Below are 24,806 nucleotides of genomic sequence, written 5' to 3'. Positions count from 1 at the left end.
CTCTTTCTGTTATCCGTGCCGTACGCCATCGGCCTGACACTCCGTCACTTGGGCGCGTGGAACAGCTCGCTGACACTCTCACCGTTATGGATCCGCCGCATCGCCTCGGCCAGCGCCGGAGCGATGGAGAGCACTGTCAGCTTCGAGGTGCGCTCGCCGACCGGCACCGGCACCGTGTTCGTGCAGACGATCTCCTCGACGTCCGGCTGGTCGCTCAGCCGCTTGAGCGCGCCCGCAGCGAACAGCCCGTGCGTGCACGCGACGCGCACCGAGTTCACCTTCTGCTCGCGCAGCCGGTCCAGCAGCTCCAGGACCGTGCTGCCGCGGGCTATCTCGTCGTCGAGCACGATCACGTCGCGCCCGGCCACGTCGCCGATCACCGAGCTGATCGCCACCCGGTCGTCCGCGTACCGCTCCTTCGCGCCGGCGGCCGCCGGGATGCCGAGCATCCGGCCGAACGCCGCCGCCTCCTTGATGTTGCCGAGGTCGGGGGAGACGACCACGGCGTTGGCCAGGTCGTAGCGGCCGAAGTGCGCCGCGAGCTCGCGCAGCGCGTGCAGGTGGTCGACCGGCACGCTGAAGAATCCGTGCACCTGCGGCGAGTGCATCGACATCGCCAGCACCCGGTCGGCCCCGGCCGTCACCAGCAGGTCGGCGACCAGCCGCGCGCCGATCGAGATGCGCGGCGCGTCCTTCTTATCGCTGCGCGCGTAGGCGAAATACGGCATGACCACGGTCGTGCGCGCCGCGGAGGCCCCGCGCGCCGCGTCCGCCATCAGCAGCAGCTCGACCAGGTTCTCCTGCACCGGTGCGACGAGCGGCTGGATCAGGAACACGTCCCGCTCCCGGCAGCTCTCCTGCAGCTGGACCTCGAGGCAGTCGGTGGAGAAGCGGCTCACCCGCACCGGGTGCAGCGGCACGCCGAGATGCGCGCACACCTCAGCCGCGAGCTCGGGGTGGGCGCTGCCGCTGAAGACGGCTATGTCACGCAAGGGGGCTCCTCCATGGCGCTGATGAGGGGTCACCTCGCATCTTTCCATACGCCCGATTCGCGCCCCACCCCCGAAGGCCGAACGTACTACAAGACGATCGGCCCCTGGGGGACAAAGGAACAGCCCGGTTCCGCCGCACACGGAACCGGGCTGTCTCTACATGCCCCAGCGGATGAACCGCCGGCCTGGGATGCGATCAGGCCAGCAGTTCGTCGAGCTTGAGGTGGTCGAGGCCGTGGGCCTCGGCGACCTGGGCGTTGGTGAGCTCGCCTCGGTGCGTGTTGAGCCCGAGGGCGAGCGCGTGGTCGGAGCGGCTGGCCTCGTGCCAGCCCTTGTCCGCGAGCTCCACCGCGTACGGCAGCGTGACGTTGGTCAGCGCGTAGGTCGAGGTGTTGGCGACGGCGCCCGGCATGTTGGCGACGCAGTAGAACACCGACTCGTGCACCTTGAAGGTGGGCTCGGCGTGCGTGGTGGGCCGCGAGTCCTCGAAGCAGCCGCCCTGGTCGATCGCGATGTCCACGAGGACCGAGCCGGCCTTCATCCGGGAGACGAGCTCGTTGGTGACGAGCTTCGGCGCCTTGGCGCCGGGGATCAGCACCGCGCCGACGACGAGGTCGGCCTCGAGGCAGGCCCGCTCCAGGTTGAACTTGTTCGAGGCCATGGTCTTGACCCGGTTGCCGAAGACGCGGTCGGCCTCGCGCAGCTTGTTGATGTCGCGGTCCAGCAGGGTCACGTCGAAGCCCATGCCGATCGCGATGGTCGCCGCGTGCCAGCCGGAGACGCCGGCGCCGATCACGACGCACTTGGCGGCGGCCACGCCGGGCACGCCGCCCGGCAGCACGCCGCGCCCGCCGGAGAAGCGCATCAGGTTGTAGGCGCCGACCTGCGGGGCGAGCCGGCCCGCGACCTCGGACATCGGGGCCAGCAGCGGCAGCGCGCCGTTCGGCAGCTGCACGGTCTCGTACGCGATCGCCGTGGTGCCCGCCTTGAGCAGCGCGTCGGTGCACTCGCGCGACGCGGCCAGGTGCAGGTACGTGAACAGCGTCTGGTCCTCGCGCATCCGGTGGTACTCGGAGGCGATCGGCTCCTTGACCTTCAGGATCAGGTCACCGGTGGCCCACACCTCGTCGGCGCTGTCCAGCAGCGTCGCCCCGGCGGCCGTGTACTCCTCGTTCGGGATGGAGGAACCGAGGCCCGCGTCCGTCTCGACGTACACCTCGTGCCCGTGTCCGACGAGCTCGTGCACGCCCGCCGGGGTGATGGCCACGCGGTACTCGTGGTTCTTGACTTCTCGGGGAATTCCGACCTTCACGACGAACCGTCCAAGAGGGGGGAAGCTGGTAGGGATCTGCTTTGCAGCGTAGCCCCGGAATTCGCTCTTGACGTTACGGAAAGGCCTTACAGCGTGCAGCGCGTTTCCGGGAAGGCCCGACGCACTGTCGGGCACTTATCTCTTGCTTCCCAGGAAAAGCCCATCCCGCGCCTTAGTTAGCAAGGCTCGGAATGGGCTTTTCCGTTGAATCTAGAAGGGACGAGCGGGCCACGGGGCGTCCGCGGGCCGCAGGGAGTCCCAACCACCCGGACGGGTGAGTGCCACCTGGAGCGCGCAGACGGCGGCCACCATCGAGGAGGTGCCGACCCGGCCGTCCAAGACCCGCTCGACCATCTCGGGCAGCGCTATCCACTGCGCGACGATCCCGGCCTCCTCGCCCTCCCGGGCGAACTGCTCGCCGTCCGCCGCGCTCACCCCGCGCGCGACGAAAATCCGCGTCGCCTCGTCGGAGGTGCCGGAGGAGTTGAAGTAGTCCACCAGCACCCGCCACTCGGCGGCCTGCAGGTGCGCCTCCTCGTACAGTTCGCGCTTGGCCGCGGTCAGCGGGTGCTCCCCGGACTTGTCCAGCAGCCCGGCGGGCAGTTCCCACAGCAGCCGGCGCACCGGGTGCCGGTACTGGCGCAGCGTCAGCATCCGGCCCGCGTCGTCCAGGGCGATCACCCCGACCGCGCCGTGGTGCGTCGTGTACTGCCGGCGCGCCCGCGTCCCGTCGACCATCAGGACCAGGTCCTCGTGGTACGCGCTGATCCCGCCCTCGGCCAGCACCTTGCTGCTCAGCACCGGCCAGGATTCCGCGGTGTCTTCGATCTCGAATTCGGCTTCCGTCGTCACGGAGAGACATTCTGCCGCTCGACCGCGGCCGCGATCAGCCCGGCGAACAGCGGGTGCGGACGGGTCGGGCGCGAGCGCAGCTCCGGGTGCGCCTGGGTGGCCACGAAGTAGGGGTGCGTCTCGCGCGGCAGCTCGATGAACTCGACCAGGCGGCCGTCCGGCGAGGTGCCGGAGAAGACCAGGCCGCCGGCCGCGATCTGCTCGCGGTACTTGTTGTTCACCTCGTAGCGGTGCCGGTGCCGCTCCTCGATCTTGGCCAGGCCGGAGTACGCCTCGCGCACCAGCGAGCCCTCGGCGAGCACCGCCGGGTACAGGCCCAGGCGCATCGTGCCGCCGAGGTCGCCGCCCGCGATGATGTCCACCTGGTCGGCCATCGTGGAGATGACCGGGTGCTTGGTGTTCTCGTCGAACTCGGCCGAGTTGGCGCCCTCGATCCCGGCCAGGTGCCGCGCGCTCTCGATCACCATGCACTGCAGGCCGAGGCACAGCCCCAGCGTCGGGATCTTGTGCTCGCGCGCGTACTTCACCGCGTTGATCTTGCCCTCGATGCCGCGCACGCCGAAGCCGCCCGGGATGCACACCGCGTCCACCGCGCCCAGCGCCTCGCGCGCGCCCTCGTCGGTCTCGCAGTCATCCGAGGGCACCCACTTGATGTTCACCCGCGTGCTGTTCGCGAAGCCGCCGGCGCGCAGCGCCTCGGTGACCGACAGGTAGGCGTCCGGCAGGTCGATGTACTTGCCGACCAGCGCGACCGTGACCTCCCGCTCCGGGTTGTGCACCCGGCGCAGCAGCTCGTCCCAGACCTTCCAGTCCACGTCGCGGAAGGGCAGGTCCAGCCGGCGCACCACGTAGGCGTCCAGGCCCTCGGCGTGCAGCACCTTCGGGATGTCGTAGATGGACGGGGCGTCGGCCGCGGTGGCCACCGCCTCCTCGTCCACGTCGCACATCAGCGAGATCTTGCGCTTGATCGAGTCCGGGATCGGCCGGTCGGCGCGGCAGACGATCGCGTCCGGCTGGATGCCGATGGAGCGCAGCGCGGCCACCGAGTGCTGTGTCGGCTTGGTCTTCAGCTCGCCCGACGGGCCGATGTACGGCACCAGCGAGATGTGCAGGAAGAAGCAGTTGCCGCGGCCGATCTCGTGCCGCACCTGGCGCGCGGCCTCCAGGAAGGGCTGCGACTCGATGTCGCCGACCGTGCCGCCGATCTCGGTGATCACGATGTCGATGTCCGGACCGTCCGCGGCCAGCATCCGCGCCTTGATCTCGTTCGTGATGTGCGGGATGACCTGGACCGTGTCGCCGAGGTACTCGCCGCGCCGCTCCTTGGCGATCACCGAGGAGTAGATCTGGCCCGTGGTCACGTTCGCCGAGCCGTGCAGATCGGTGTCGAGGAAGCGCTCGTAGTGGCCGATGTCCAGGTCCGTCTCGGCGCCGTCGTCGGTGACGAAGACCTCGCCGTGCTGGAACGGGTTCATCGTGCCGGGGTCGACGTTGAGGTAGGGGTCCAGCTTCTGCATGGTCACCCGCAGGCCGCGGGCCTTGAGCAGCGCGCCCAGGCTGGAGGCCGTCAGGCCCTTGCCCAGCGAGGAGGCGACGCCGCCGGTGACGAAGAGGTGCTTGGTTCTGCTGGACACTGCCAACGCGGGGCTCCCGTGGGGTCGTGATGATTGGCCGGATGAGCGGGGGACGGCCTCGTCGTCCACGGGCTACCAGCTTATCAGCGAAAGCCTGCCGCTTCGTCAGGAGGGACCGCGCTGCGGCCGACTCGTCCGGGTGACCCCCGGTTCGGATAGGCTGATCGCGGACGCAGGGCAGGCCCGAAAGACTCCCGGAGGTGCGGCGGTGGCGGTGCGCGCGGTGCGCGGCGCGGTCCAGGTGGACGCGGACGAGCGCAGCCTGGTGCTGGGCGCGACGACCGAGCTGGTGACGGCGCTGTTCGAGGCGAACGCGCTCACCCCGGAGGACGTCATCTCCATGGTCTTCACCGCGACCCCCGACCTGACCAGCGAGTTCCCCGCGCTGGCCGCGCGCGAGCTTGGCCTGGCCGACACCCCGCTGCTGTGCGCGAGCGAGATCGCCAAGGCGGGCGCCATGCCCCGGGTGGTGCGGATCCTCGCGCACGTCGAGACCATGCGCTCGAAGCAGGAGGTGCGGCACGTCTACCTCGGCGGCGCCGCCGCGCTGCGGACGGACATCGCGCAATGAAGACGGCGGTCGTCCTCGGCACCGGCCTGATCGGCACGTCGGTCGCCCTCGCCCTCTCCCGGCACGGCGTGCTCGTGCTGCTCGAGGACCGCGACCCGGACGCGGCGCGCACCGCGGCCTCGCTCGGCGCCGGCACCGTGCTCGTGCCCGAGGGCCTCGAGCAGCCGGTGGACCTGGCGATCCTGGCCGTGCCCCCGGCGCACGTCGCGCGCACCCTGCGCGACGCCCAGGCGCGCAACCTCGCCCGCGCCTACACCGACGTCTGCTCGGTCAAGGGCAGCCCTGCCGCCGAGGCCGCCTCACTCGGCCTGGACACGACCGGGTACATCGGCGGGCACCCGCTGGCCGGCCGGGAGAAGTCGGGCCCGCTGGCCGCCCGCGCCGACCTGTTCGAGGGCCGGCCCTGGGTGCTCACCCCCGACCAGGGCACCCGCCGCGACGTGCTCAACCGCGCGCTGGAGCTGGTCTCGCTGTGCGGCGCCGTGCCGGTGGTGATGGACCCCGTCGAGCACGACCACGCCGTCGCCCTGATCTCGCACGCCCCGCACCTGGTCTCCGCCCTGATGGCCGCCCGCCTCGAGCACGCCAGCGAGGAGGCCGCGCGCATCGCCGGCCAGGGCGTGCGCGACGTGACCCGCATCGCCGCAGGGGATCCGGCGCTGTGGCGGGAGATCCTCACCGCGAACGCCGGCGCCGTCGCCGACGTGCTCGAGGACTACGCCGGGGACCTGGCCGCCGTCATCGGCTCGCTACGTTCCCTGGCCAAGGAGCCCAACAGCCCCGCGGGCGAGGCGGCGGCCGAGGAGCTCGTCGCCCGGCTGCGCCGCGGAAACGCCGGCCAGGCCAGGATCCCGGGCAAGCACGGCGCGCCGCGCGCCGCCTACGCCGCGGTCCCCGTCGTGATCGGCGACGCGCCCGGCGAGCTCGCCAGGCTGTTCGCGGCCGTCGGCGCGATAAGGGTCAACATCGAGGACCTGGCGATCGAGCACTCGCCAGGGCAGAACGTCGGCCTGGTCACCCTGTACGTCGACCCGGACGCGGCGCCGGGCCTGGCCGCGCAGCTGGTCGAGCGCGGCTGGACCGTGCAGAACTGAACCGGGCCGTGCAGAACCGCCGTGCAGAACCGCCGCGCAGAACCACCATGCAGAACCACCGTGCAGAATTACCGTGCGGAACCGAAGCGGTCCCGCGCCGTACGACGGCGCCATATTCGACAGAGCATTGACAGAGTTGCGCAGTGACAGAGCTACGCGAGTTCCGCAGTCATGAGTGGGGAGAGCCGGTGTCGCAGTACAAGCCGTCGGGCCATGGGGTGGTCGTCGCGATCGACGGGCCGTCCGGCTCAGGGAAGTCGAGCACCTCGCGCGGCGTGGCCGCCGACCTCGGCCTGCGCTACCTCGACACCGGCGCGCAGTACCGCGCGCTGACCTGGTGGATGATCGAGCACGGCGTCGACGTGGACGACGCGGCGGCGATCGCCTCGGCGAGCCTGTGGCCGCGCCTCGAGTCCGGCACCGACCCCGAGGCGCCGACGATAACCGTCGACGGCCGCCGGGTGGACGCCGAGATCCGCGGCCAGGCCGTGACCGACGCGGTCTCCCGGGTGGCCGGCGTGCAGACCGTGCGCAACCGGCTGATCGAGCTGCAGCGCGAGTACATCCGCGCCGCGCTGGCCGAGGGGCCCGGCGTGGTCGCCGAGGGCCGGGACATCGCCGCCGTGGTCTGGCCGGTGGCCGACACGAAGATCTACCTGACGGCCGATCAGGCCGTGCGCGCCGCCCGCCGCGGCGCCGAGAACGGCGGCGCCGACCTCATCAAGACCCAGGCCGACCTGGCCCGGCGCGACGCCGAGGACGCGCTGACCACCCGGCCGCTGGACGCCGCCCCCGGCGCCGTCGTGGTGGACGGGACGCACCTGAGCCTGGCCGACGTCATCGCCAGGATCGTCGAGATCGCGACGGAGGCGGTCCGGTCGTAGGCGGGTCTCCGATGCTCGTCGAGGGCGGCCGGAGCTCGCCCGTCAAGGTTCGTCCCCGCTTTACGGCACAATAGGAGGGTTACACACGCCTGCCGGTGAGGACCTCCCCATGTACGACGACGACGCCGAGTTCGAACTCGACGCCCCATTCGACCCGAGCGAGTTCGTCGACGAGTACGGGAACGCCGAGCCCATCGACCTCTCGGCCGAGGAGGGCGGCGAGGACGTCCCCGGCGGCGGCCTGCTGCCGGTGCTCGCCATCGTCGGGCGCCCCAACGTCGGCAAGTCCACGCTGGTCAACCGCATCCTCGGCCGCCGCGAGGCCGTGGTCCAGGATGTGCCGGGCGTGACCCGCGACCGCGTCTCCTACGAGGCCAACTGGTCCGGGCGCCGGTTCATGGTGATGGACACCGGCGGCTGGGAGGTCGACGTCGCCGGCCTGGACAAGCGGGTGGCCGAGCAGGCGGAGATCGCCGTCGAGCTGGCCGACGCCGTGCTGTTCGTCGTCGACGCCACGGTGGGGCTGACCGACACCGACGAGGCGTTCGTGCGCGTGCTGCGGCGCAGCAAGAAGCCGGTCGTGCTGGTCGCCAACAAGGTCGACAACCCGCAGCTCGAGGCCGAGGCCGCCGCGCTGTGGAACCTGGGCCTCGGCGAGCCGCACCCGGTCTCGGCGATGCACGGCCGCGGCGCGGGCGACATGCTCGACGCGATCTTCGAGGCGCTGCCGAAGCAGCCGCCGGCCGAGACCTTCGGCACCCCGCTCGGCGGACCGCGCCGCGTGGCCCTGGTCGGAAAGCCGAACGTCGGCAAGTCCTCGCTGCTCAACCGCCTGGCCGGCGAGTACCGCGTCGTGGTCGACTCCACCGCCGGCACCACCCGCGACCCGGTCGACGAGATGGTCGAGCTCGGCGGCAAGACCTGGCGCTTCGTCGACACCGCCGGCATCCGGCGCCGCGTGCACCACACCTTCGGCGCCGACTACTACGCCTCGCTGCGCACCGCCGCCGCGATCGAGAAGGCCGAGGTCGCCGTCGTCCTGATCGACGTCAGCGAGACCCTCGCCGAGCAGGACCTGCGCATCATCTCCAAGGTCGCCGAGTCCGGCCGCGCCCTGGTCATCGCCTACAACAAGTGGGACAAGCTCGACGACGAGCGCCGCTACTACCTCGAGCGCGAGATCGAGCAGGAACTCGTCCAGGTCCAGTGGGCCCCGCGCGTGAACATCTCCGCCAGCACCGGCCGCCACGTCGAGAAGCTCGTCCCCGCCATCGAGACGGCGCTGCAGGGCTGGGAGACCCGCATCTCCACCGGCAAGCTCAACGCCTTCCTCGGCACCCTGGTCGCCGAGCACCCGCACCCCGTCCGCGGCGGCAAGCAGCCCCGCATCCTGTTCGGCACCCAGCCCTCGGCCAAGCCGCCGAGGTTCGTCCTGTTCGCCTCCGGCTTCCTCGAGGCCGGCTACCGCCGCTTCATCGAGCGCCGCCTCCGCGAGGAGTTCGGTTTCGCCGGCACCCCCATCGAGATCTCGGTGCGGGTGCGCGAGAAGCGCGGCGGCCGGGTGAAGAAGAAGTAAGCCGGAGCCAGCGCCGGCTACGGGGCAGGAGCCGTAGCCGGGGCGGGGGCAGGAACTGTAGCCGGAGCGGGAACCGTAGCCGGAGTCGTCATCGGAGCAGGAACTGTAGCCGGAGCCGTTATCGGAGCAGGAACTGTAGCCGGGGCGGGAGCAGGGCGCAGATCACTCAGCTTCGACGAGGCCGGCCAGATCCAGCCGGTCACCGCTGACTTCGGCGAGCCAGGCATCGTGGACGTACTCGAAGTCGTACGTGTCCGTGTCGAGCACGCCGATGCTGCCCGCCTTGATCTGTTGCCGCGGATTGACCGGCTCGGCGGTCCTGTGGTTCGTCTTCGCTCCCACGAGGTCGGCAAGCGCGTAGGAGACGGTCGATCCGTAGCGTCGGGGACCGTTCTGATGGTGGTAGTGGCCGCCGACGTGAAGCCGCGGCCGAAGGTGGCCGATGAGCCGGGAGAGTTTGGCCGAGCCCCGGGGAATGCCGCGGTATTCCGAGAGACCGCGCGGTCCGTCGTGAGTGACCAGGATGTCGACGCTGCCCGGTTCCGCGGCGAGGAACGCGTCGTACGCCTCCGGTTCGTAGTCCATGTCGTCCGACTCGATACGTCCGAGGAAACCCACGCGCTGACCGGCAACGTCGATGACACTCCCGCACGCGACGTGGCGGTACGCACCCAGCGGATCGACCGGCGTCACGGCGGCGGCAGCCGCCTGATGCAGTCCGGCCAGCCAGTCGTGGTCCTCATGGTTGCCGCTGACGAACAGGAACGCCGGAACCTGCTCAAGCGCCGCTCGCACGCCCTCGGCCAGTTGCGGCGACGGATCGAGGAGCCGGAAGAAGTCGCCCTCCGCCGGGTTGCCCACGATGAACCTCCGCGTGGCCTCGTCGAGTCGCTCCGGCGAGGGGAACGATCCGAGATCGCCGACCTGCACCATCGCGTCGAGCCGGATTCGCCGCCGCTTCTGCAGCATCACCGCCGCGCCGAGTGCATGCAGCACGCGCCCGTGCACGTCGCCGAAGAACGCGACCTTCATCCTCTTGCTACCCCCCCATGACAGCTTTCGACGATACTAGCGCGAGCCGAGCAGGCGTGCCCTTCTCGCAGCAAGCCTGACCCGGGCGATTCCTCCGTCGAACCCGATGCCGCCCCACGCCCGCGTCGCCCTTATCAGACGGGCACTCCCGCACCCTTGAGAATGTCCCGCAGTGCCGCGGCGGCCGGGCCGGCTTGCGAGGGCTCGGCGCCGAGAAGGGCAGCGAGCGCCTCGTTGAGATCGTCGGGGACGCCTTGCGCATCGAGAACCGGAGCGCCTGCCCACGAGTGCTTCCACCTCACCAGCCCGGCCTCGGCAAGTTCGGCGTTGATCCATGCGGGCAGCGCAGACGCCAGCGCCCGCGCGCCGATCTCGAGAGCGACTGCGGGATTCGACGTGGTGTAGCCCACCTGCGCCGGTGTCAGCATGCGGTGGAGTACGACTTCCATCTGGCCGGCCTCCACCCGGTCGAAGAAGCCTGCGAGCGTTGCCGGTGTTCCGTTGAGCATGCGTATGGCGGCAATGAGCGGGCCCGCAATGTTGCGGGCCCGCGCCCGCGCGACGGCGTCTGCCAACGTGTCCCAGTCCACGGCGTGCTTATCCGCTCGTTGCGCTTCGCTTCGCGCGACCGCGGCCAGCAGGACTGCCGCATCGTCGAAACGGTCGACGGCGCGGTCTGAGGATTTGTCCTCGGGGCGTCCGTCGCTGGGCAGTGCACGAAGAGCGGCTACGCGGTCCGCGATCGGCGGGTGGGAGTCAAAGGGCGTGGGCTTGCGCACGGGGGGAGCCGGTCGCTGCGCTTCGACGGCGGTCTGCCAACGGGATTCGTCGAGCATTCTGCCGAAGCCCGCGAACAGCTCCTCGGGCATCGGAACAAGGCCGAGGCCGGTGCCGACGTCGGCGAAGCGGGCTCGGTAGAAATGGTAGGCCGCGCCGTAGGCCGGAAGGTCGGACAGCATGGCCGCGGCCGTGTCGCGCCCGCACAGCTCCGCGCTGATCCGGTCGGCGAGGTACTCCTGGGACCGGCTGATCTTCTGGGTGGTCTTGAGGAACCCGACCGCGTAGGCGTGGATGAGCCTGACGACCAGGATCTGCACGGTGACCAGCCAGCGTCCGTTGCTCACGTTCGCCGTCTTGAAGAAACTGGCGGTACGCAGAGCCGCGGCCAGCCCTGACCGGCCTCGCATGACGATGGGCAGCAGGTGCGTGTCGCGATGGGCGAAGTGGCCGAATTCGTGCGCGAGGACGGCGTCGAGCCTGGCCGGCGACAAGGCCACCAGCATCGGCGCGCCGACGACGAGGTGCCGCTGCCCGGGTCGCAGACCGAGCCAGCGGGTCTGCTCGTACACGGAGGCGTTGAACCGGGAATCGATCCACAGGCAGTCGGGCGGAGCCGTTCCGGCCGCGGCCGCCGCCGTGCGGATCGCGGACCAGACGGCGGGCTGCTCCGACTCGGGCACCGCGACGCCGGCGATCTCACGTGGGCGGAGCCTGAGTGAGGCGTAGAACGCCCTTCCCACCAGGAAGAACGCCGCTGCCGTGAACGGCAGCGCGAGAATCGCGGTCACCGGCGCCCTGCTGAAGCACATGAGGATGTTGATCCCCACCACCACGGCGATCAGCCCGAGGCCCATGACGTAGAAGCCAATCAGCAGCATGACAGCCAATGCCGCGCGTACACCTATGCTCACGGATCCACACCCTCCCGCGCGTGAGCGTACCAGGCGGCGTCATAGGGCGAAGGAAAGGCGAAGAATGGGGCGAATAATAGGGCGAAGAACGGGGCGGAGAAAAGGCGCCGGAATTTCTGCTCGCTGAATCGGGTGATGGTGGATATCCACGTCCCTTCCGCTTGACAGGGAAAACTGACGAGCCGTTAGAGTGTGTTTCCGGAATGACCGTATAAAGAAAGGGGTGGACGATGACCATGACCGAGGGTGCGGTGATCGGCCGCGCGGAACCCACCATCCGCGACGTGCTGGCGGCCATCCAGGGGCTCGGCGGACGCATCGACGGCCTGGACGGCCGGATGGGGCGGTTCGAGGACGGGATGGACCGCGTCGAGGGCCGGATGGGGCGGTTCGAGGGCAGGATGGACCAGGTCGAGGACAGGATGGGGCGGGTGGAGGAGGCGACGAACAGCATCGTGGTGCAGCTGCGCGGGCTGGGGACGCGGATGGGCGGGCTGGAGTCGGAGGTCGGCGGACTGCGGGTCGAGGTCGGCGTGCTCAGCGACAAGGTCGACAAGCTGGACGCTCACGTCGAGGCCACGAACGAGCGGATCACGAGTGCCATCGCCTTCTCGGCGGTGAACATCAGGAATCTGACGGACTGGGGAAATGAGATCCGGGCGCAGCTCGGAATGCCGCACGGGCAGATGGTGACCATGGTTCCCTGACCGGACAGGTAACCGGGACGATTGAGGCGGGGGTTTGCGCGGCGTCGCCGAGGGCGCGGCGCAGGCTCCCTCCGGTTTACTCCGTTTCGGTCCCACCGGTCAGGATCGCGAAAGCGCCGAGCGCGAGGGCGTCGAAGAGCGCGATCACCACGCCCATCGGCACGGCGTCGTGCCGACCGCCCAGGCCTACGAGCGGGGATGCGAGCGCGCCCAGCACGTACGGTGTCGGGCCGAGCAGCGAGGCCGCCGCGCCGGCCGCGTCGCCGTGCTTCGCGAGGCCCAGCGCCCCGGCGTTCGGCAGTACGAGGCCGAGGCAGGCCACGTTGACGAACAAGAGCGGAAGCAGCACGGGCAATCCCGCGCCGGAGAGCGTGCTCAGCAGCACGCCGACGCCGCCCGCGGTCACGCCGATGAGGCCGGCCAGCATGAGCGTGTGCGCGCCGAAGCGGCCGACGAGCAGCCGGCTCGCCTGGCTGCCGAGCACGATGCCGGTGCCGTTCGCGGCGAAGACGAGGCTGTACTGCTGAGCCGTCAGGCCGTGGATGTCCTGGAGCACGAACGGCGAGCCGGAGATGTAGCCGAACATGGCGCCGAGCGCGAGGCCGTTGCCGAGCAGGCAGCCCACGAACACGCGGTCCCGCAGCAGGCGTCGGTAGACCGGTATCAGTGCGCGCGACCCGCCGCCGTGGCGTCGCCGGTCGGTGGGCAGTGACTCCCCGAAGAGGAACACCGAGGTCAGCAGCAATGCGGCGCCGATTCCGGCGAGAACCAGGAACACGCCGCGCCACGTCGTCCAGTGCAGCAGTTGGCCGCCGATCACCGGGGCCGCGATCGGGGCGATGCCGTTGACGACCATGAGCGTCGCGAACAGGCGTGCGGTGGCCGTGCCGCTCTCGCCGCGGTCGCGCACCGCGGCCGTCGCGATGACCATGCCGGCGCCGCCCGCCGCGCCCTGCACGAGTCGCATCGGAATCAGCACCCAGATCGACGGCGCGAGGGCGCAGAGCACCGAGGCCGCGGTGTACAGCGTCATGCCGACCAGCAGCGGACGGCGGCGTCCCCGGGCGTCGCTGAGCGGGCCGACGTACAGCTGCCCGAGCGCCAGGCCGATGAGGCACGCCGTCAGCGTCAGCTGGGTGGCCGACGCGGTGGTGTGCAGGCCGGCGGCCATCGCGGGCAGGCCCGGCACGTACATGTCCAGTGACAGGGCCGCCAGCGCGCTCAGTGCGCCGAGCAGCACGATCGGCTGGCGGGCGGCGGGGCCCGGGCGGCGGGATGCGGCGGGCCGCGACCCCTCGGCGGGCTCGACGGTCTCGGCGGACGCTGCCATGCGGGGGAGTCTCCTGGCGGGAAATCGATCGGCGGGGGCCACGCGGGTGAGGCGCGCGGGTAAAGGGTGCGCCTCCGTATTGTCCCGTACCGGTGGCGAGCTGGGGAAATCCTGCGTCACCCGGGGGCGCCGGGCGGCGCGCCGAACAGGGCCGCCCGGCCTGTCACAGGCGGGGGCACAGGAGTAGCGTGGAAACCTGCGGATGCCCGGATGGCGTCCCGGATCGACGCGAGGGGTGCGTGAGCAAGCGGTGCAGGACGAGTCCGCCCTGGGCTCCACCGGGGTGTTGACGATCGGCACGCGCGGGGCGGCGGGTCCCGGCGAGGCATTGCTGGGGATCCGCGGGGGCACGGAGGCATACATCGCCTGGTCCGAGCGGCCGCTGCCGCGCGGTACCCAGGTGCTGGCCGTGACCGCCCGGGGTCCGCGCGCCGTTGAGGTGGTGCCCTGGCCCGAAGATCCATTGGACGAGCTCGGCGGTATCGAGCCGTCGTGACAGCGTGTGGGAAGTAGGGGAGCTACAAACGATGCTGTTCTACAAGGTTCCGGCCCCGGACCAGGCGATGCTGGTCTCGGGCGGCCGGCGGCAGGGCGGGGCGCCGTTCCGGGTGGTGACGGGGCACGGGACGTACGTGCTGCCGATCTTCCGTAAGGTCAGGTTCCTCACGTTGGCGATGGCCGAGGCCGAGGTCGCCGAGACCTGTGTGACCAAGCAGGCGATCCCGCTGCAGGTCAAGGCCATTATCGCGTTCAAGGTCGGCAACGACCCGGAGTCCATCGTCAACGCCGGGCAGCGGTTCCTGTCCGATCAGAGCCAGATGTCGGTGCTGACCGGCCGGATCTTCGCGGGCCACCTGCGCTCGATCATCGGCTCGATGACGGTCGAGGAGATCATCACCGAGCGGCAGAAGCTCGCGGAGGCGGTGCTCGACACCTCGAAGGGCGAGATGGCCAAGATCGGCCTGCTGGTCGACTCGCTGCAGATCCAGTCGATCGACGACATGGGCAGCGGCTACATCGAGGCGATGAGCGCCCCGCACAAGGCCGAGATCCGGCGGCAGGCGCAGGTGGCGCAGGCCGAGGCGACCCGGGCGTCGTCGATGGCCGAGCAGGAGGCGGAGCGCCAGCGCGCCGAGTACGCGCGGCAGACCGCCGTCGTCCAGGCGCAGTACAAGGCGCAGATCGACAAGGCGCAGGCCGAGGCGGCCCAGGCGGGCCCGCTCGCGCAGGCCAGCGCCCAGCAGCAGGTGCTCCTCGCGCAGACCGAGCTCGCCCAGCGGGCGGCCGAGCTGCGCCAGCAGCAGCTGCAGGCCGAGGTGGTCAAGCCCGCGCAGGCCGAGGCCGAACGCATCAGGGTGCTGGCCGAGGCGGAGGCGGACCGGATGCGGATCCAGGCCGAGGCCGCCGCGTCCAACGGCCGCGTCGCGCTGGACCGGATGATCATCGACCAGCTGCCGCAGATCGTGCGCGAGGCGGCGAACGGCCTGCAGGGCGCGAACATCAATGTGCTCAACGGTGCGGACGGCCTCGGCCAGATCGCGGCCGGTCTGGTCAGCCAGGGCCTGACGATCCTGGAGTCGGTGAAGTCGGGGCTCGGCGAGGTCGTCGAGCAGCCGGGTACCGAGGTCGAGCGGGTCCAGGTCCAGGACGCCGCGCCGACCGACCGCCCGCAGCGGTAGCGGTCGCAGCACGAATCGACGGAGCCCCGTCCGAGCGAACCACCTCGGACGGGGTTACCGTCCGGCCCCGGCGTCGTTGGGCCGGGTATGGATGCGACACAGAGCGCAAGTGCGATCGCGGCGGACGCGGAGGCGGGCGACGGAGCGGTGGCCGGGGCGGCGAACGGGCCGACAGCGGAGCCGACGCCGGAGTCGGTGGCGGAGTCGATGGCGGCGGTCCTCACGGAATCGGCGACCGAGCCCGAGCCCGCAGCGCAGCGCGAGCCCGCAGCGGAGCGCGAGCCCGCAGCGGAGCGCGAGCCCGCAGCAGAGCCCGAGTCCGGACCCGCCGCCGAGCAAGCCCCGGAGCCGGCCGCCGAGCAGACATCTGCCGAGCAGACTTCCGCCGAGGACGTCCCGCAGCCGCGTACGGCCGAGGCGGAGCCCGCCAAGGCGAAGAAGCGCAAGTCCGCGCCGAAGTCCAAGACCGCTGCCGGGAGCAAGGCGCTCGTCGTGTTCCGGGACGGCAAGGTGCACTACGCGGATGACACCGTCGTCGTTTTAGACCTCGACGACGCCGCGCACCCCGACACCGACGTCCACGACGTCGTCGACAAGCTCTCCGAACTGCGCGACGCCGTCGAGTCGGCGGGTCGGGCCGAGGCCGTGTCCCTGGTCGCCGAGCTCATTCAGGCCAAGGCGCTCGCCTAAAGCGGCTCTGCGCCTACGGTGTGGCTGCCGCAGTGTCGTAGTAGACGACGGTCAGGCTCGCGATGGCGACGTACCCATAGTGCGCGAACGCGGCCGACTCCACCGCGTCCGGCGTCACGGCCGGCTTCTCGATCCAGGCCACCGTGGCGTCGTACGGGTCGACCGGCGCGTCGCCGGGTGAGTCAGCCATCGGGGTCAGCTGCGGCCGCTCGGCCCAGCGGATGTCCAGGTGCAGCGTCAGCTCGCCGGTCGCCGCGTCGTTCACGCTGCGGGAGTAATACCCCGAAGCGTTGCCTGGGCGGGTGCCGACGCCGCTCCATCCGTTCGCGCGCAGCGCGGCGCCCCAGGTCTCCGTGCCCTGCGTCAGCGGGGCGGTGAAGTTAGTAGTACCCGACGGCCGTGCGCACGCAGCGCGTCGGCCCCCACTGCTCGCCGAAGCTGGCGACTCTCTGGCTGATGCAGTAATCCGAAACCGTGGTCGGTCCGCTCGCCGGCCGGGATGCGCCGTGCGGCGCGGCTTGTGCCAGGGCACTGCTTATCTCGGCCGCCGCACCCCGGTCCGCGGCCACGACCGCCGACGAGCGGGCGGTCCCGCCGACATCGGGTACCTGCTGATACCGATGGAACTGGATCGCCACCAGGATCCAGAACACGATCACGACCACCAGCGCGATCCCCGCCAGCCAGCCGATCAAGCGGAAGAACCCTCGTGCCCCGTCCCCGAGCTCCACTCTCCCAACGGTACTGCGGTGAGTGCGTCATTTGCGCAACGACGCCGCAACGGTCAGCGCCGCGTAGGCGGCGCGTCCCCGTCCCCGATCTCCACTCTCACGACGGTACCGAGGTGAGTGCGTCATTTGCGCAACGACGCCGCAACGGTCAGCGCCGCGCCAGCGCCGCGTACGCGGGGCGCAGCAGATCCGTCAGGTCGGGGGCGTCGCGCTCGCCTTCGCCGCTCACGCCGATGCCGAGGGGGCCGTAGCGGTCGAGGATGGCGCCGGGGCGCTCGTCGGGCTGCGGCTTCGGTAGGTCGGGCAGCGGCTGGGGGCTCTCCCAGAAGCGGTCCACGCAGTCCGCCAGCGCGGCGTCCTCCGGCTCGGGGCTGGTGTCCGGCTGCGCCCAGGCCTGCGCGTCGCGCAGCGACTCGATCTTGCGCATCAGCTCGGTCTTGCGGCGGCCGCGCCAGGCGAGCAGCGCGAAGGGGTCCTCGTCGAGGCGGTCGGCGAGGACGTAGCAGGTCGCTGCGATGTGCTTGCACGGGTTGGCCATGTCAGGGCACGTGCAGTCGGCGACGAACTCGCGGCGGGTCGGGAACAGGGTCAGGCCGGTGTCGTGGAAGGCGTCCTCGATGTGCTCGGGCATCTGGCCGGCGAGCAGTGCGGAGAGCAGGTCCACCCGTCCGGCCAGCTGCTTGACGACGCGGTCCCACTGCTCGGCGCGCAGCACGTCGATCTCGATCGTCACGCTGTACGGCCGGCGCCGCGAGCCCTGCACGCTCGCGTAGACCTCGCCGGGCCGGATCTCCAGCTCCTGCACCGCCCCGCTGCGCGCGTAGCCGCGGCCGCGTGCCAGGCGCGGGCCGTAGCCGAAGCTCTCCAGCACCGTGATCAGCCGCTTGGACCACCAGTGTTCGCCGAACTGCCGCACCGCCATGATCTGATCAGCCCCCTACTCCACCACCGCGTCGCCGGAGAGCAGGACCAGCTCGCGCAGCTGCGTCACCGACAGCTCCGTCAGCCAGCTCTCGCCGGAGCCCACGATCCGCTCGGCCAGGCCTTTCTTGTCCTCGATCACCCGATCGATCCGCTCCTCCAGGGTGCCCGCGCACATCAGCTTCCTGACCTGCACGTTCTTGCGCTGTCCGATGCGGAAGGCGCGGTCGGTGGCCTGGTTCTCCACCGCCGGGTTCCACCAGCGGTCCACGTGCAGCACGTGGTTGGCCGCGGTCAGGTTCAGGCCGACGCCGCCGGCCTTGAGGGAGAGCACGAACAGCGGCGGGCCGTCCGGCAGCTCGAAGCGGCGCACCAGTTCGTCGCGCGCGGCCTTCGGGGTGCCGCCGTGCAGGAAGGCGACCGGCCGGCCGAAGCGCTCGGCCAGGTGGCGCTGCAGCATCCCGCCGAACTCGGCGTACTGGGTGAACAGCAGCGCCCGCTCGCCGGCGGCCAGCACCTCGTCGCAGAGGTCTTCGACGCGCGCCAGCTTGCCGCTGCGGCCCGGCAGCCGCGAGCCGTCCTTGAGGAAGAGCGCGGGATGGTCGCAGATCTGCTTGAGCCGGGTGAGCCCGGCCAGCACGACGCCCTTCTTGCCGATGCCGTCCTTCGCCGACTGCACGGCCGCCAGCATCCGGTCCACCTCGGCCTGGTAGAGGCTCGCCTGCTCGCTGGTCAGGTTGCACACCACCGGCATCTCGACCTTGTCCGGCAGGTCGCTGATGATGTTCGGGTCCGTCTTCACCCGGCGCAGCACGAACGCCGAGGTCGCCTGGCGCAGCCGCTCGGCCGCCGCGTCCGCGCCCTCGTTGCCGCGCTCGATCGGGCGGGCGAAGCGGTCCTTGAACTGCTCGGCGGTGCCCAGCAGGCCGGGGTTGGCGAACTCCATGATCGACCACAGGTCGGCGAGCCGGTTCTCCACCGGCGTGCCGGTCAGCGCGATCCGGCGCGGCGCGGTGAGCGAGCGGATCGCGCGGGCCTGCTTCGTCGCCGCGTTCTTGATCGCCTGCGCCTCGTCGATCACGATCCGCCGCCAGCCGACCTCGCTCAGCTGCTCGCGGTCCCGCAGGGCCAGCGCGTACGTCGTGATGACCAGGTTCACGCCCTTGACCTCGCGTTCGAAGGCCTTGCCCTCCAGGCGCTCCGAGCCGTGGTGCACGTGGACCTTCAGCCGCGGGGTGAACCGCTCGGCCTCGCGCTGCCAGTTGGCGACCAGCGACATGGGGCAGATCAGCAGCGTCGGGTCGATGCGCCGGCGCCCGGCCTCGGTGCGCTCCTGCTCCAGCAGCGTCAGCACCTGGACGGTCTTGCCGAGGCCCATGTCGTCGGCCAGGATCGCGCCGAGGCCGAGCCCGTCCATGAACGTCAGCCAGCCCACGCCGCGCTTCTGGTAGGGCCGCAGCCTCGCCTTGAGCCCGCGCGGCTCCCTGGCCACCGCGTACCGCTGCTCGACCGAGCCGGAGAGCAGGTCGCCGAGCCAGCCGGTCGAGCTGACCGCGACCTCGAGCGGGTTGTCCAGCAGCGAGCGCGGCAGCCGCTTCTGGTCGAGGCCGTGCATCGCCTGGCTCAGCACCTCGGCGGCGGTCATCGTGCCGGTCTGCGCGCTGCCGAGCGCCTGCGCGGCGGCCGCGAGCCGGGCCGCGTCCACCTCGATCCACTCGCCGCGCAGCTGGACCAGGTCCGTCTTGGCGGCCGCGAGCTCCTTGAACTCCTCGTCGGTGAGCTCTATCGCGCCGATCGAGGCCTTCCACTGGTACTTCAGCAGTTCCTGCAGGCCGAACTTCGCGTCCTTCTCCTGCTCTGCCGCGCCGGGCTGCGAGGCGGGCGCCTCGGCGTGCAGGTTCAGCGAGACCCGGGCGCGCTTGCCGGCCCACCACGGCGGCAGCAGCACCCCGAAGCCGCGCTCGCGCAGCGCGGGCGCGGTGTGCCGCAGGAAGTGCAGGGCCTGCTCGGCGTTGAGCCGGACCACGTCCGGGCTCGGCTGCCGCAGCGCCTCGCCGAGCTGCGGGAAGTAGCGCGCGGCACGGCCGAGGCCCTGCAGCAGCGCCTGGCGCGGGTCCACGCCCGTCTGCCGCAGCAGCCGCGCGGCGCCCGAGCGCTTCCACACCTCCGGGGCGGTGGCGAGCAGCGAAGGGTCCTGAGTCGACTGCAGCAGCAGCTCGACCGACCAGTCCTCGACGTCGTGCTCCTGCTGGCCGGGATCGCGCAGCCGGAAGCAGGTGCGGACCGGGCCCTCCTCGTCGACGGCGGCCGTGGTCCACGCCTCGAGCAGGTCGATCAGCTCGTCGGCCTGCTCCGGCTCGAGCAGGTCAGGATCGAGCCGGTTGCCCTTCGTCGTCGTCAGGGCCCTGAGCCACAGCTCGGCGGCGGACGGCCGGCCGCGGCGGCCGGCCGGGACCAGCGGTTCGCCGTGCAGGCCGTGCGGTCCGGCGAAAGCCGCGAGCACGTAGGCGTCGACGAGGGCGGCGAGCGCGTTGTCGAACACCTCCTCGGCGGGCAGCCCGGTCAGCTCCTCGCCGAGCAGCTGGCAGCGGAACGCCGGGGGCATCGCGGAGATCAGCGCCCTGCGATGCGCGGCCGACTCCAGCGCGTAGGCCGGCACCCAGCTGGCGAAGTAGCCGCGCTCCTGCGGCTGGTAGGCCAGCCACGGGTGGATCTCGCCGCGGCTGACCAGCGCGTCGGCGAACGCGGCGACGGCGTGCGCGTAGGAGACGCTGGGGTCGAGCGGCAGCTCCCGCTCGGTGCCCTCCTCGTCGTACACGGTCAGCAGGTCGCCGCCGCCGAGCGCGAGCAGCAGCCCGGCGCCGGCGGCCGGGTCCAGGGCGAGGGTCGGCACGATCCAGGCGCGCAGCTCGGGGCCGGGCCGCGCGGCCCCCTCGGCGCCGGCCCGGGCGGCGTGCGCGGGCGCCTCGGCGAGCCCGGCGACCCGGGCGAACCGGTCGCCGGGCAGCGGCGAGCGCGGCCCCGAGGGCAGCGCGAGCGGCAGCGAGCCGCGCGGATCCGCCTCGGCCAGGGCCGCGGCGACCACCGGGCCCGCGCCCTTGAGCACCTCGGCGAGCTCGGCCGGGTCGGCGGCGAAGGGATGGCGCGCGACCCCGGCCGGCGCCTTGCCCTTGCCGCCCTTCGCCGCGAACGCCCGCGCGCGCTCGGAGTCCTCGGCCCACAGCTCCCACAGGCCGGACTCGCTGAACTGCGCGTGCAGGACGTACATCGCTCGCTCGGATTCCCCTCGCCGGATCGTTCGCTTCGTAAAACTCCAGCGTATCCCACGGTGCTCGGGGGTTGCCGCCGCCCGCGGCCGGGGTGTGTCAGCTCCAGCGGTACCGCTCGCGCAGGTGCGAGACGACCTTGTCGAAGTCCTCGCGCGGCATCGCGCAGGCCTCGCGCCGGATGCCGTGCTGGTGGATCCGGATGACCCGGTCGACCACGGCCCAGGACTCGCGGGCCTCCCGGTCCCAGGCGCCGTTGCCGACGTCCACCCAGTTCTCCGCGTCGGCGTGCCAGACGCTGGTCAGCTTGATCGCCAGCTGGGTATCCAGGCCCTTCTCGTGCGCCACGACCAGCACCGGGCGGTCCTTGCCGCGGCCGTCGTGCTCCTCGTAGGGCACCCAGGTCCAGACGACCTCGCCGGGCTCCGGGGCGCCGTCGTGCTTCGGCGCGTACTCGGTGTGCACCGGACCCAGCGCGCGCGGGTCCACCTCGACGGTGGCGAACGGACCCGACTTGCCGGGCGAGTCCGCGAACGGGTCGTGCTCGTGCTGCGCGCGGCCCGGCGCGTGGCCGTCGTGCTCGGCGTCCGGTCGGGCGTTGATGTGCGGCTCGTGCTGGACCTGGTGGTGCGGCAGGTCCATGGGAGTCGGGTGATGGGTCTCGGTCATGCGACGCACCTTATCGGTCCGCCCGGACACCGCGCCGCGCCCTATCAGGGCTCATACACGAAGGGCGTCGTGACGGCGAGCGGGTGGAAGCCGAGCCGGCCGAGGATCGGGCGGCTGTCGTCGGATGCGTCGACCTGGAGGTAGCGGCAGCCGCGCTCGGCCGCGATCCGCGCCCGGTACGCCACCGTGGCCTTGTAAATGCCCTGACCGCGCCACCGCGGGGCCGTGCCGCCGCCCCACAGGCTGCCGAACTCGGTGCCCTTGTGCAGTTCCAGCCGCGCGGCGCAGACCGGCTCGTCGTCCCCGGCGAGCACCACGAGCGCGACCAATGACGCGTCGCGGTCCGCGACCTGCCGCAGCAACTGCTGCTCCAAGCGCGGCGAGGGCCGCCCGAACGCCGCGTCGTGCGCCCGCACCATCTGGGCGACCCCGGCCGCGTCCGTCACCTCGACGATGCGCACCCCCTCCGGCAGCCGCGGCTCCGTCGGCAGTCCCGCGATCTCGGCGATCATCAGCGCCTCCGGCTCCTCGGGCGCGAACCCTGCCTTCAGCAGCCGGTCGGCGAGGTCGGCGGGCATGTCGTGGCTGTAGTGCTTCCACTCGAACTCGCGCCCGAGTTCCGTGAAGTACCGCACCTGCTCGGCGATCGCCGCGTCCGCGTTCCGCGCGTTCAGATCCGACCACACCACCCCGCACCAGCCGGCGCCGCCGGAGGCGACCAGCCGCACCACGTCGCCCACCCGCTCGACCCGGTCGCCCGGCCCCTCCCCGTGATGATCGCGACGAAGCTGCCGGTCGAAGAGCGCGAGCACCGCTGCGGAGTCCATGTCCGCAGGCTACCGATCGTGCGCCGGACCGCCACGGATTATTCATTCCCGCCGCTCGAAGTCTCTGGCAGAGTGATCACCATGCTGGACGACGCGCAGATTGCCCGGGTCGCGGAGATCATCCGCGAGGTCGGTGCCACCGAGATCCTGCCCCGCTTCGGGCGGCTCGAGGACGGCGAGATCGTGGAGAAGGGGCCGGGCGACCTGGTCACGGTCGCCGACCGGGCCTCCGAGCAGGCGCTGACCGAGAAGCTGCGGGACCTGCTGCCCGGCTCCCGCGTCGTCGGCGAGGAGGCGGTGTTCGCCGACCGCGGCGTGCTGGACGCGCTCGACGGGCCGGATCCGGTGTGGATCATCGATCCGATCGACGGCACCGAGAACTACGCGAACGCCAACGCCCGCTTCACCGTCCTGGTCGCCCTCGCCCGGGGCGGCGAGTTGCTGGCGGCCTGGATTTACGAGCCCTACTTCGGGCGGATGGCGCACGCGGTCAAGGGCGGGGGCGCGTACCTCGACGGCGAGCGCCTGCGCGTGGCCCCGGCGCCCGACCCGGCAGACGGCCTGCGGGACGTCCCGGTCTCGACCTCGCGTCCGCGCTTCTGGAACGAGCGGGCCAGGGAGGCGATCACGGCCCTGAGCACGCACGGCGTGTGGCTGTCCTACGGCGACGGCGCAGGGCTCGAATACGTGACGCTGGCGGCGGGCAAGCGGACGTGCGCGCTGATGGTCTGGGAGAACGTCTGGGACCACGCGGCCGGCCTGCTGCTGCACGCCGAGGCCGGCGGCGTCGCGCTGACCTCGGCGGGGACGCCGTTCCGGCTCGCCGGGGGCAACGCGCTGCCGTTCGTGGTCGCGCCGGACGCCGCGACCGCCAAGGCCCTGATCGCCGCGGCGGGCGTCCGGGTCGGGCCGTGGGAGTAGGCCGCCGGAAGGACTGGGCGGGCCGAATGGCCTGGTCCCGCGGAAACCCCGCCCCCGCAACGTTTTCCCGCGCAACGATACGGGACCTTCGGCCCTAGTCCGTGGCCGCGGAGCCCGGTAGTAGTCATGGGGTGCTCAACGAGCTGACTACGCTAAGTGATCGATGTCAACCGGATTGTTACCAAGCTGGGGCGCGTCGATCGACGACACGAGCGCCAGACCGTGCGATGCTCGCGCTGGCGGACAACGGTGGTGAACCCGACACCCCGCGCCCGCCACGCTAACCGGATGGCAGATTCGAGCGCGTGTGACGGCTGAGGGAGATCCGTCCGCGCGTGGCGAGGTGCCGGCAGAGGGTTCGCATGGTTCGTACTCGCTCCGCCGGGTCCCGCCCCGATTCCGCCGACCGTGCCGCTCCCGGCGCGCCCACGCCGACGAGCCCTGACCGTGCAATTTCCTGACGTGGCACCACACACGGCACCAGTGCTGTGGAGGTAGCGAGACATGAACGACGTCGGCTCGGGTCCGATCGTGGTGACGAGCCGTTGCAGACACGGGGACGGCCGATCGCCGATTCCCCCAGGCCAGGCGGCACCGCGGCCGCACGGGGCCTGAGCATACGACACACGGGAGTGGCGGCACGCCGGTCGGCGGCGGCCCCACGGCTGCACGGGTCGATGACCCCTTATGACGTCATGGACCGCAGGCCGCGACGGGTCGCCGCGCGGGAGTTGCCCGCCGCCGAAATCACCCCGACCCCGCCGTCCCCGCGGCGGCGGTGGCCGCCACAGCAGGGGGGCTATCCCTGCCGTGACGGCGGATCACCTCATGAGTCCGATCTCAGAAAGAGGCAATCCTTGACTGACAACGAATCGGCGACCCCGGCGGTTCGCCCCGGACCAGCGCGTACGGGGGTGCCGCGATGACGGACAGACGCGGGTCCGCGCCCCCGCCGCCGTCCGGCAGCCTGAGCCTGGCGCAGGTCATCTACCAGTCGGCGCTGATGACGCCGTTCAAGCTGCACGACCTGGAGATGACCGAGGAGGACATGGCCTATTGCGCCAGCCTGGCGCGCAAGCTCACCGGCGAGGAGGCCAACTGGCTGCTCCGCTCGTTCCAGCGGTTCTTCATCTGGGGCCGGGTGGACCTGCTCGGCTCCTCCAGCGGCCCCGCGCCCCGCGAGATGCCGCCGCGGTAGCCGCCGCGACCGGCTCTCTCGCGGCACGTCCGCGCAGCAGGTCCGCGCGGCAGGTCCGCGCGGCACGTCCGCACCGCGCCGCCGTCCGCGCGCGACGGCGGATGCCGCCACAGCAGGGGGGCTATCCCTGCTGTGGCGGCGGATCAACCTCACGAGTCCGATCTCAGAAAGAGGCAATCCTTGACCCCCAACGACGGACCGAGCGTCACGGTTCCCCCCAGACCCACCC

General features: G+C 71.5%; 23 protein-coding genes. 10 read left to right on the top strand and 13 right to left on the bottom strand.

The window, feature by feature from the left end; all coding sequences use genetic code 11:
- Nucleotides 1–44 precede the first annotated feature (44 nt).
- The 4 genes from KDK95_RS16735 to pyrG form a co-directional block, all read right to left on the bottom strand.
- Nucleotides 45–992 (bottom strand): ribose-phosphate diphosphokinase, encoded by a 948-nt coding sequence (locus KDK95_RS16735; RefSeq protein ID WP_212519110.1) that lies wholly within the window; start codon nucleotides 990–992, stop codon nucleotides 45–47.
- 196 nt (nucleotides 993–1,188) lie between these two features.
- Nucleotides 1,189–2,304: an alanine dehydrogenase gene (ald, locus tag KDK95_RS16730; RefSeq protein ID WP_212519109.1), complete on the bottom strand. Its 1,116-nt coding sequence runs from the start codon at nucleotides 2,302–2,304 to the stop codon at nucleotides 1,189–1,191.
- 210 nt (nucleotides 2,305–2,514) lie between these two features.
- A complete protein-coding gene (locus KDK95_RS16725; RefSeq protein ID WP_212519108.1) occupies nucleotides 2,515–3,156 on the bottom strand; it encodes an NUDIX domain-containing protein in 642 nt (213 codons plus the stop codon).
- Nucleotides 3,153–4,790 carry a CTP synthase gene (pyrG, locus tag KDK95_RS16720; protein ID WP_212519107.1) on the bottom strand — a complete coding sequence of 546 codons (1,638 nt, stop codon included), beginning with the start codon at nucleotides 4,788–4,790 and terminating at the stop codon, nucleotides 3,153–3,155. Before pyrG ends, KDK95_RS16725 begins: the two co-directional genes overlap by 4 nt.
- A 208-nt stretch (nucleotides 4,791–4,998) precedes the next feature.
- Between pyrG and aroH the strand changes: the two genes are divergently transcribed.
- The 4 genes from aroH to der all read left to right on the top strand — a co-directional run bounded on the left by aroH (nucleotide 4,999) and on the right by der (nucleotide 8,915).
- Nucleotides 4,999–5,361, top strand: coding sequence for a chorismate mutase (gene aroH, locus KDK95_RS37735; RefSeq protein WP_212519106.1), 363 nt, complete (start codon nucleotides 4,999–5,001; stop codon nucleotides 5,359–5,361).
- A complete protein-coding gene (locus KDK95_RS16710; protein ID WP_212519105.1) occupies nucleotides 5,358–6,455 on the top strand; it encodes a prephenate dehydrogenase in 1,098 nt (365 codons plus the stop codon). Before aroH ends, KDK95_RS16710 begins: the two co-directional genes overlap by 4 nt.
- 188 nt (nucleotides 6,456–6,643) lie before the next feature.
- Nucleotides 6,644–7,339 (top strand): (d)CMP kinase, encoded by a 696-nt coding sequence (gene cmk, locus KDK95_RS16705; RefSeq protein WP_212519104.1) that lies wholly within the window; start codon nucleotides 6,644–6,646, stop codon nucleotides 7,337–7,339.
- 109 nt (nucleotides 7,340–7,448) lie between these two features.
- Nucleotides 7,449–8,915, top strand: a complete 1,467-nt coding sequence (gene der / locus KDK95_RS16700) for a ribosome biogenesis GTPase Der (protein WP_212519103.1) — start codon at nucleotides 7,449–7,451, stop codon at nucleotides 8,913–8,915.
- Nucleotides 8,916–9,077: 162 nt separating this feature from the next.
- Here the strand turns inward: der and KDK95_RS16695 are convergent, their stop codons facing one another.
- Complete coding sequence (locus KDK95_RS16695) at nucleotides 9,078–9,947, bottom strand: metallophosphoesterase family protein (RefSeq protein WP_212519102.1); 870 nt, start codon at nucleotides 9,945–9,947, stop codon at nucleotides 9,078–9,080.
- 134 nt (nucleotides 9,948–10,081) lie between these two features.
- Nucleotides 10,082–11,605 carry a M48 family metallopeptidase gene (locus KDK95_RS16690; RefSeq protein WP_249161411.1) on the bottom strand — a complete coding sequence of 508 codons (1,524 nt, stop codon included), beginning with the start codon at nucleotides 11,603–11,605 and terminating at the stop codon, nucleotides 10,082–10,084.
- A 263-nt stretch (nucleotides 11,606–11,868) separates the two neighbouring features.
- Here KDK95_RS16690 and KDK95_RS16685 point away from each other — a divergent pair, with 263 nt between their 5' ends.
- Complete coding sequence (locus KDK95_RS16685) at nucleotides 11,869–12,345, top strand: hypothetical protein (protein WP_212519100.1); 477 nt, start codon at nucleotides 11,869–11,871, stop codon at nucleotides 12,343–12,345.
- A gap of 76 nt (nucleotides 12,346–12,421) precedes the next feature.
- Here KDK95_RS16685 and KDK95_RS16680 read toward each other — a convergent pair whose 3' ends face one another.
- On the bottom strand, nucleotides 12,422–13,675 hold the full coding sequence (locus KDK95_RS16680; protein WP_212519099.1) for a multidrug effflux MFS transporter: 1,254 nt from the start codon (nucleotides 13,673–13,675) through the stop codon (nucleotides 12,422–12,424).
- 235 nt (nucleotides 13,676–13,910) lie between these two features.
- Here KDK95_RS16680 and KDK95_RS16675 point away from each other — a divergent pair, with 235 nt between their 5' ends.
- The 3 genes from KDK95_RS16675 to KDK95_RS16665 all read left to right on the top strand — a co-directional run bounded on the left by KDK95_RS16675 (nucleotide 13,911) and on the right by KDK95_RS16665 (nucleotide 16,044).
- Nucleotides 13,911–14,171, top strand: a complete 261-nt coding sequence (locus tag KDK95_RS16675; protein ID WP_307844400.1) for an NfeD C-terminal domain-containing protein — start codon at nucleotides 13,911–13,913, stop codon at nucleotides 14,169–14,171.
- A 31-nt stretch (nucleotides 14,172–14,202) separates the two neighbouring features.
- Nucleotides 14,203–15,354, top strand: a complete 1,152-nt coding sequence (locus KDK95_RS16670; protein WP_212519097.1) for a flotillin family protein — start codon at nucleotides 14,203–14,205, stop codon at nucleotides 15,352–15,354.
- Between the two features lie 87 nt (nucleotides 15,355–15,441).
- The gene (locus tag KDK95_RS16665; RefSeq protein ID WP_212519096.1) at nucleotides 15,442–16,044 is read left to right on the top strand and encodes a hypothetical protein; all 603 of its coding nucleotides are present in this window, start codon (nucleotides 15,442–15,444) and stop codon (nucleotides 16,042–16,044) included.
- Nucleotides 16,045–16,057: 13 nt separating this feature from the next.
- On the opposite strand, the gene KDK95_RS16660 is transcribed toward KDK95_RS16665, so the two are convergent.
- The 6 genes from KDK95_RS16660 to KDK95_RS16635 all read right to left on the bottom strand — a co-directional run bounded on the left by KDK95_RS16660 (nucleotide 16,058) and on the right by KDK95_RS16635 (nucleotide 22,458).
- Nucleotides 16,058–16,309, bottom strand: a complete 252-nt coding sequence (locus KDK95_RS16660; protein WP_212519095.1) for a hypothetical protein — start codon at nucleotides 16,307–16,309, stop codon at nucleotides 16,058–16,060.
- A 115-nt stretch (nucleotides 16,310–16,424) separates the two neighbouring features.
- Nucleotides 16,425–16,775, bottom strand: coding sequence for an SHOCT domain-containing protein (locus KDK95_RS16655; RefSeq protein WP_212519094.1), 351 nt, complete (start codon nucleotides 16,773–16,775; stop codon nucleotides 16,425–16,427).
- Between the two features lie 148 nt (nucleotides 16,776–16,923).
- Nucleotides 16,924–17,697: an SWIM zinc finger family protein gene (locus KDK95_RS16650; RefSeq protein WP_212519093.1), complete on the bottom strand. Its 774-nt coding sequence runs from the start codon at nucleotides 17,695–17,697 to the stop codon at nucleotides 16,924–16,926.
- Nucleotides 17,698–17,712: 15 nt separating this feature from the next.
- Nucleotides 17,713–20,964 carry a DEAD/DEAH box helicase gene (locus KDK95_RS16645; protein WP_212519092.1) on the bottom strand — a complete coding sequence of 1,084 codons (3,252 nt, stop codon included), beginning with the start codon at nucleotides 20,962–20,964 and terminating at the stop codon, nucleotides 17,713–17,715.
- Between the two features lie 97 nt (nucleotides 20,965–21,061).
- On the bottom strand, nucleotides 21,062–21,631 hold the full coding sequence (locus tag KDK95_RS16640) for a type II toxin-antitoxin system PemK/MazF family toxin (RefSeq protein ID WP_249161409.1): 570 nt from the start codon (nucleotides 21,629–21,631) through the stop codon (nucleotides 21,062–21,064).
- A gap of 44 nt (nucleotides 21,632–21,675) precedes the next feature.
- Entirely contained in the window at nucleotides 21,676–22,458 is a 783-nt protein-coding gene (locus KDK95_RS16635) for a GNAT family N-acetyltransferase (protein ID WP_212519091.1), read from the bottom strand.
- Between the two features lie 81 nt (nucleotides 22,459–22,539).
- Between KDK95_RS16635 and KDK95_RS16630 the strand changes: the two genes are divergently transcribed.
- Together KDK95_RS16630 and KDK95_RS16625 are read left to right on the top strand one after the other, a co-directional pair.
- Nucleotides 22,540–23,379 (top strand): inositol monophosphatase family protein, encoded by an 840-nt coding sequence (locus KDK95_RS16630; protein WP_212519090.1) that lies wholly within the window; start codon nucleotides 22,540–22,542, stop codon nucleotides 23,377–23,379.
- Nucleotides 23,380–24,301: 922 nt separating this feature from the next.
- Nucleotides 24,302–24,577, top strand: coding sequence for a hypothetical protein (locus tag KDK95_RS16625; protein ID WP_212519089.1), 276 nt, complete (start codon nucleotides 24,302–24,304; stop codon nucleotides 24,575–24,577).
- The last annotated feature ends 229 nt before the right edge of the window (nucleotides 24,578–24,806 follow it).

The sequence above is a fragment of the Actinospica acidithermotolerans genome (assembly GCF_018139625.1).
Taxonomy (GTDB): domain Bacteria; phylum Actinomycetota; class Actinomycetes; order Streptomycetales; family Catenulisporaceae; genus Actinospica; species Actinospica acidithermotolerans.
This window is presented reverse-complemented; position numbering and strand designations above follow the sequence as displayed.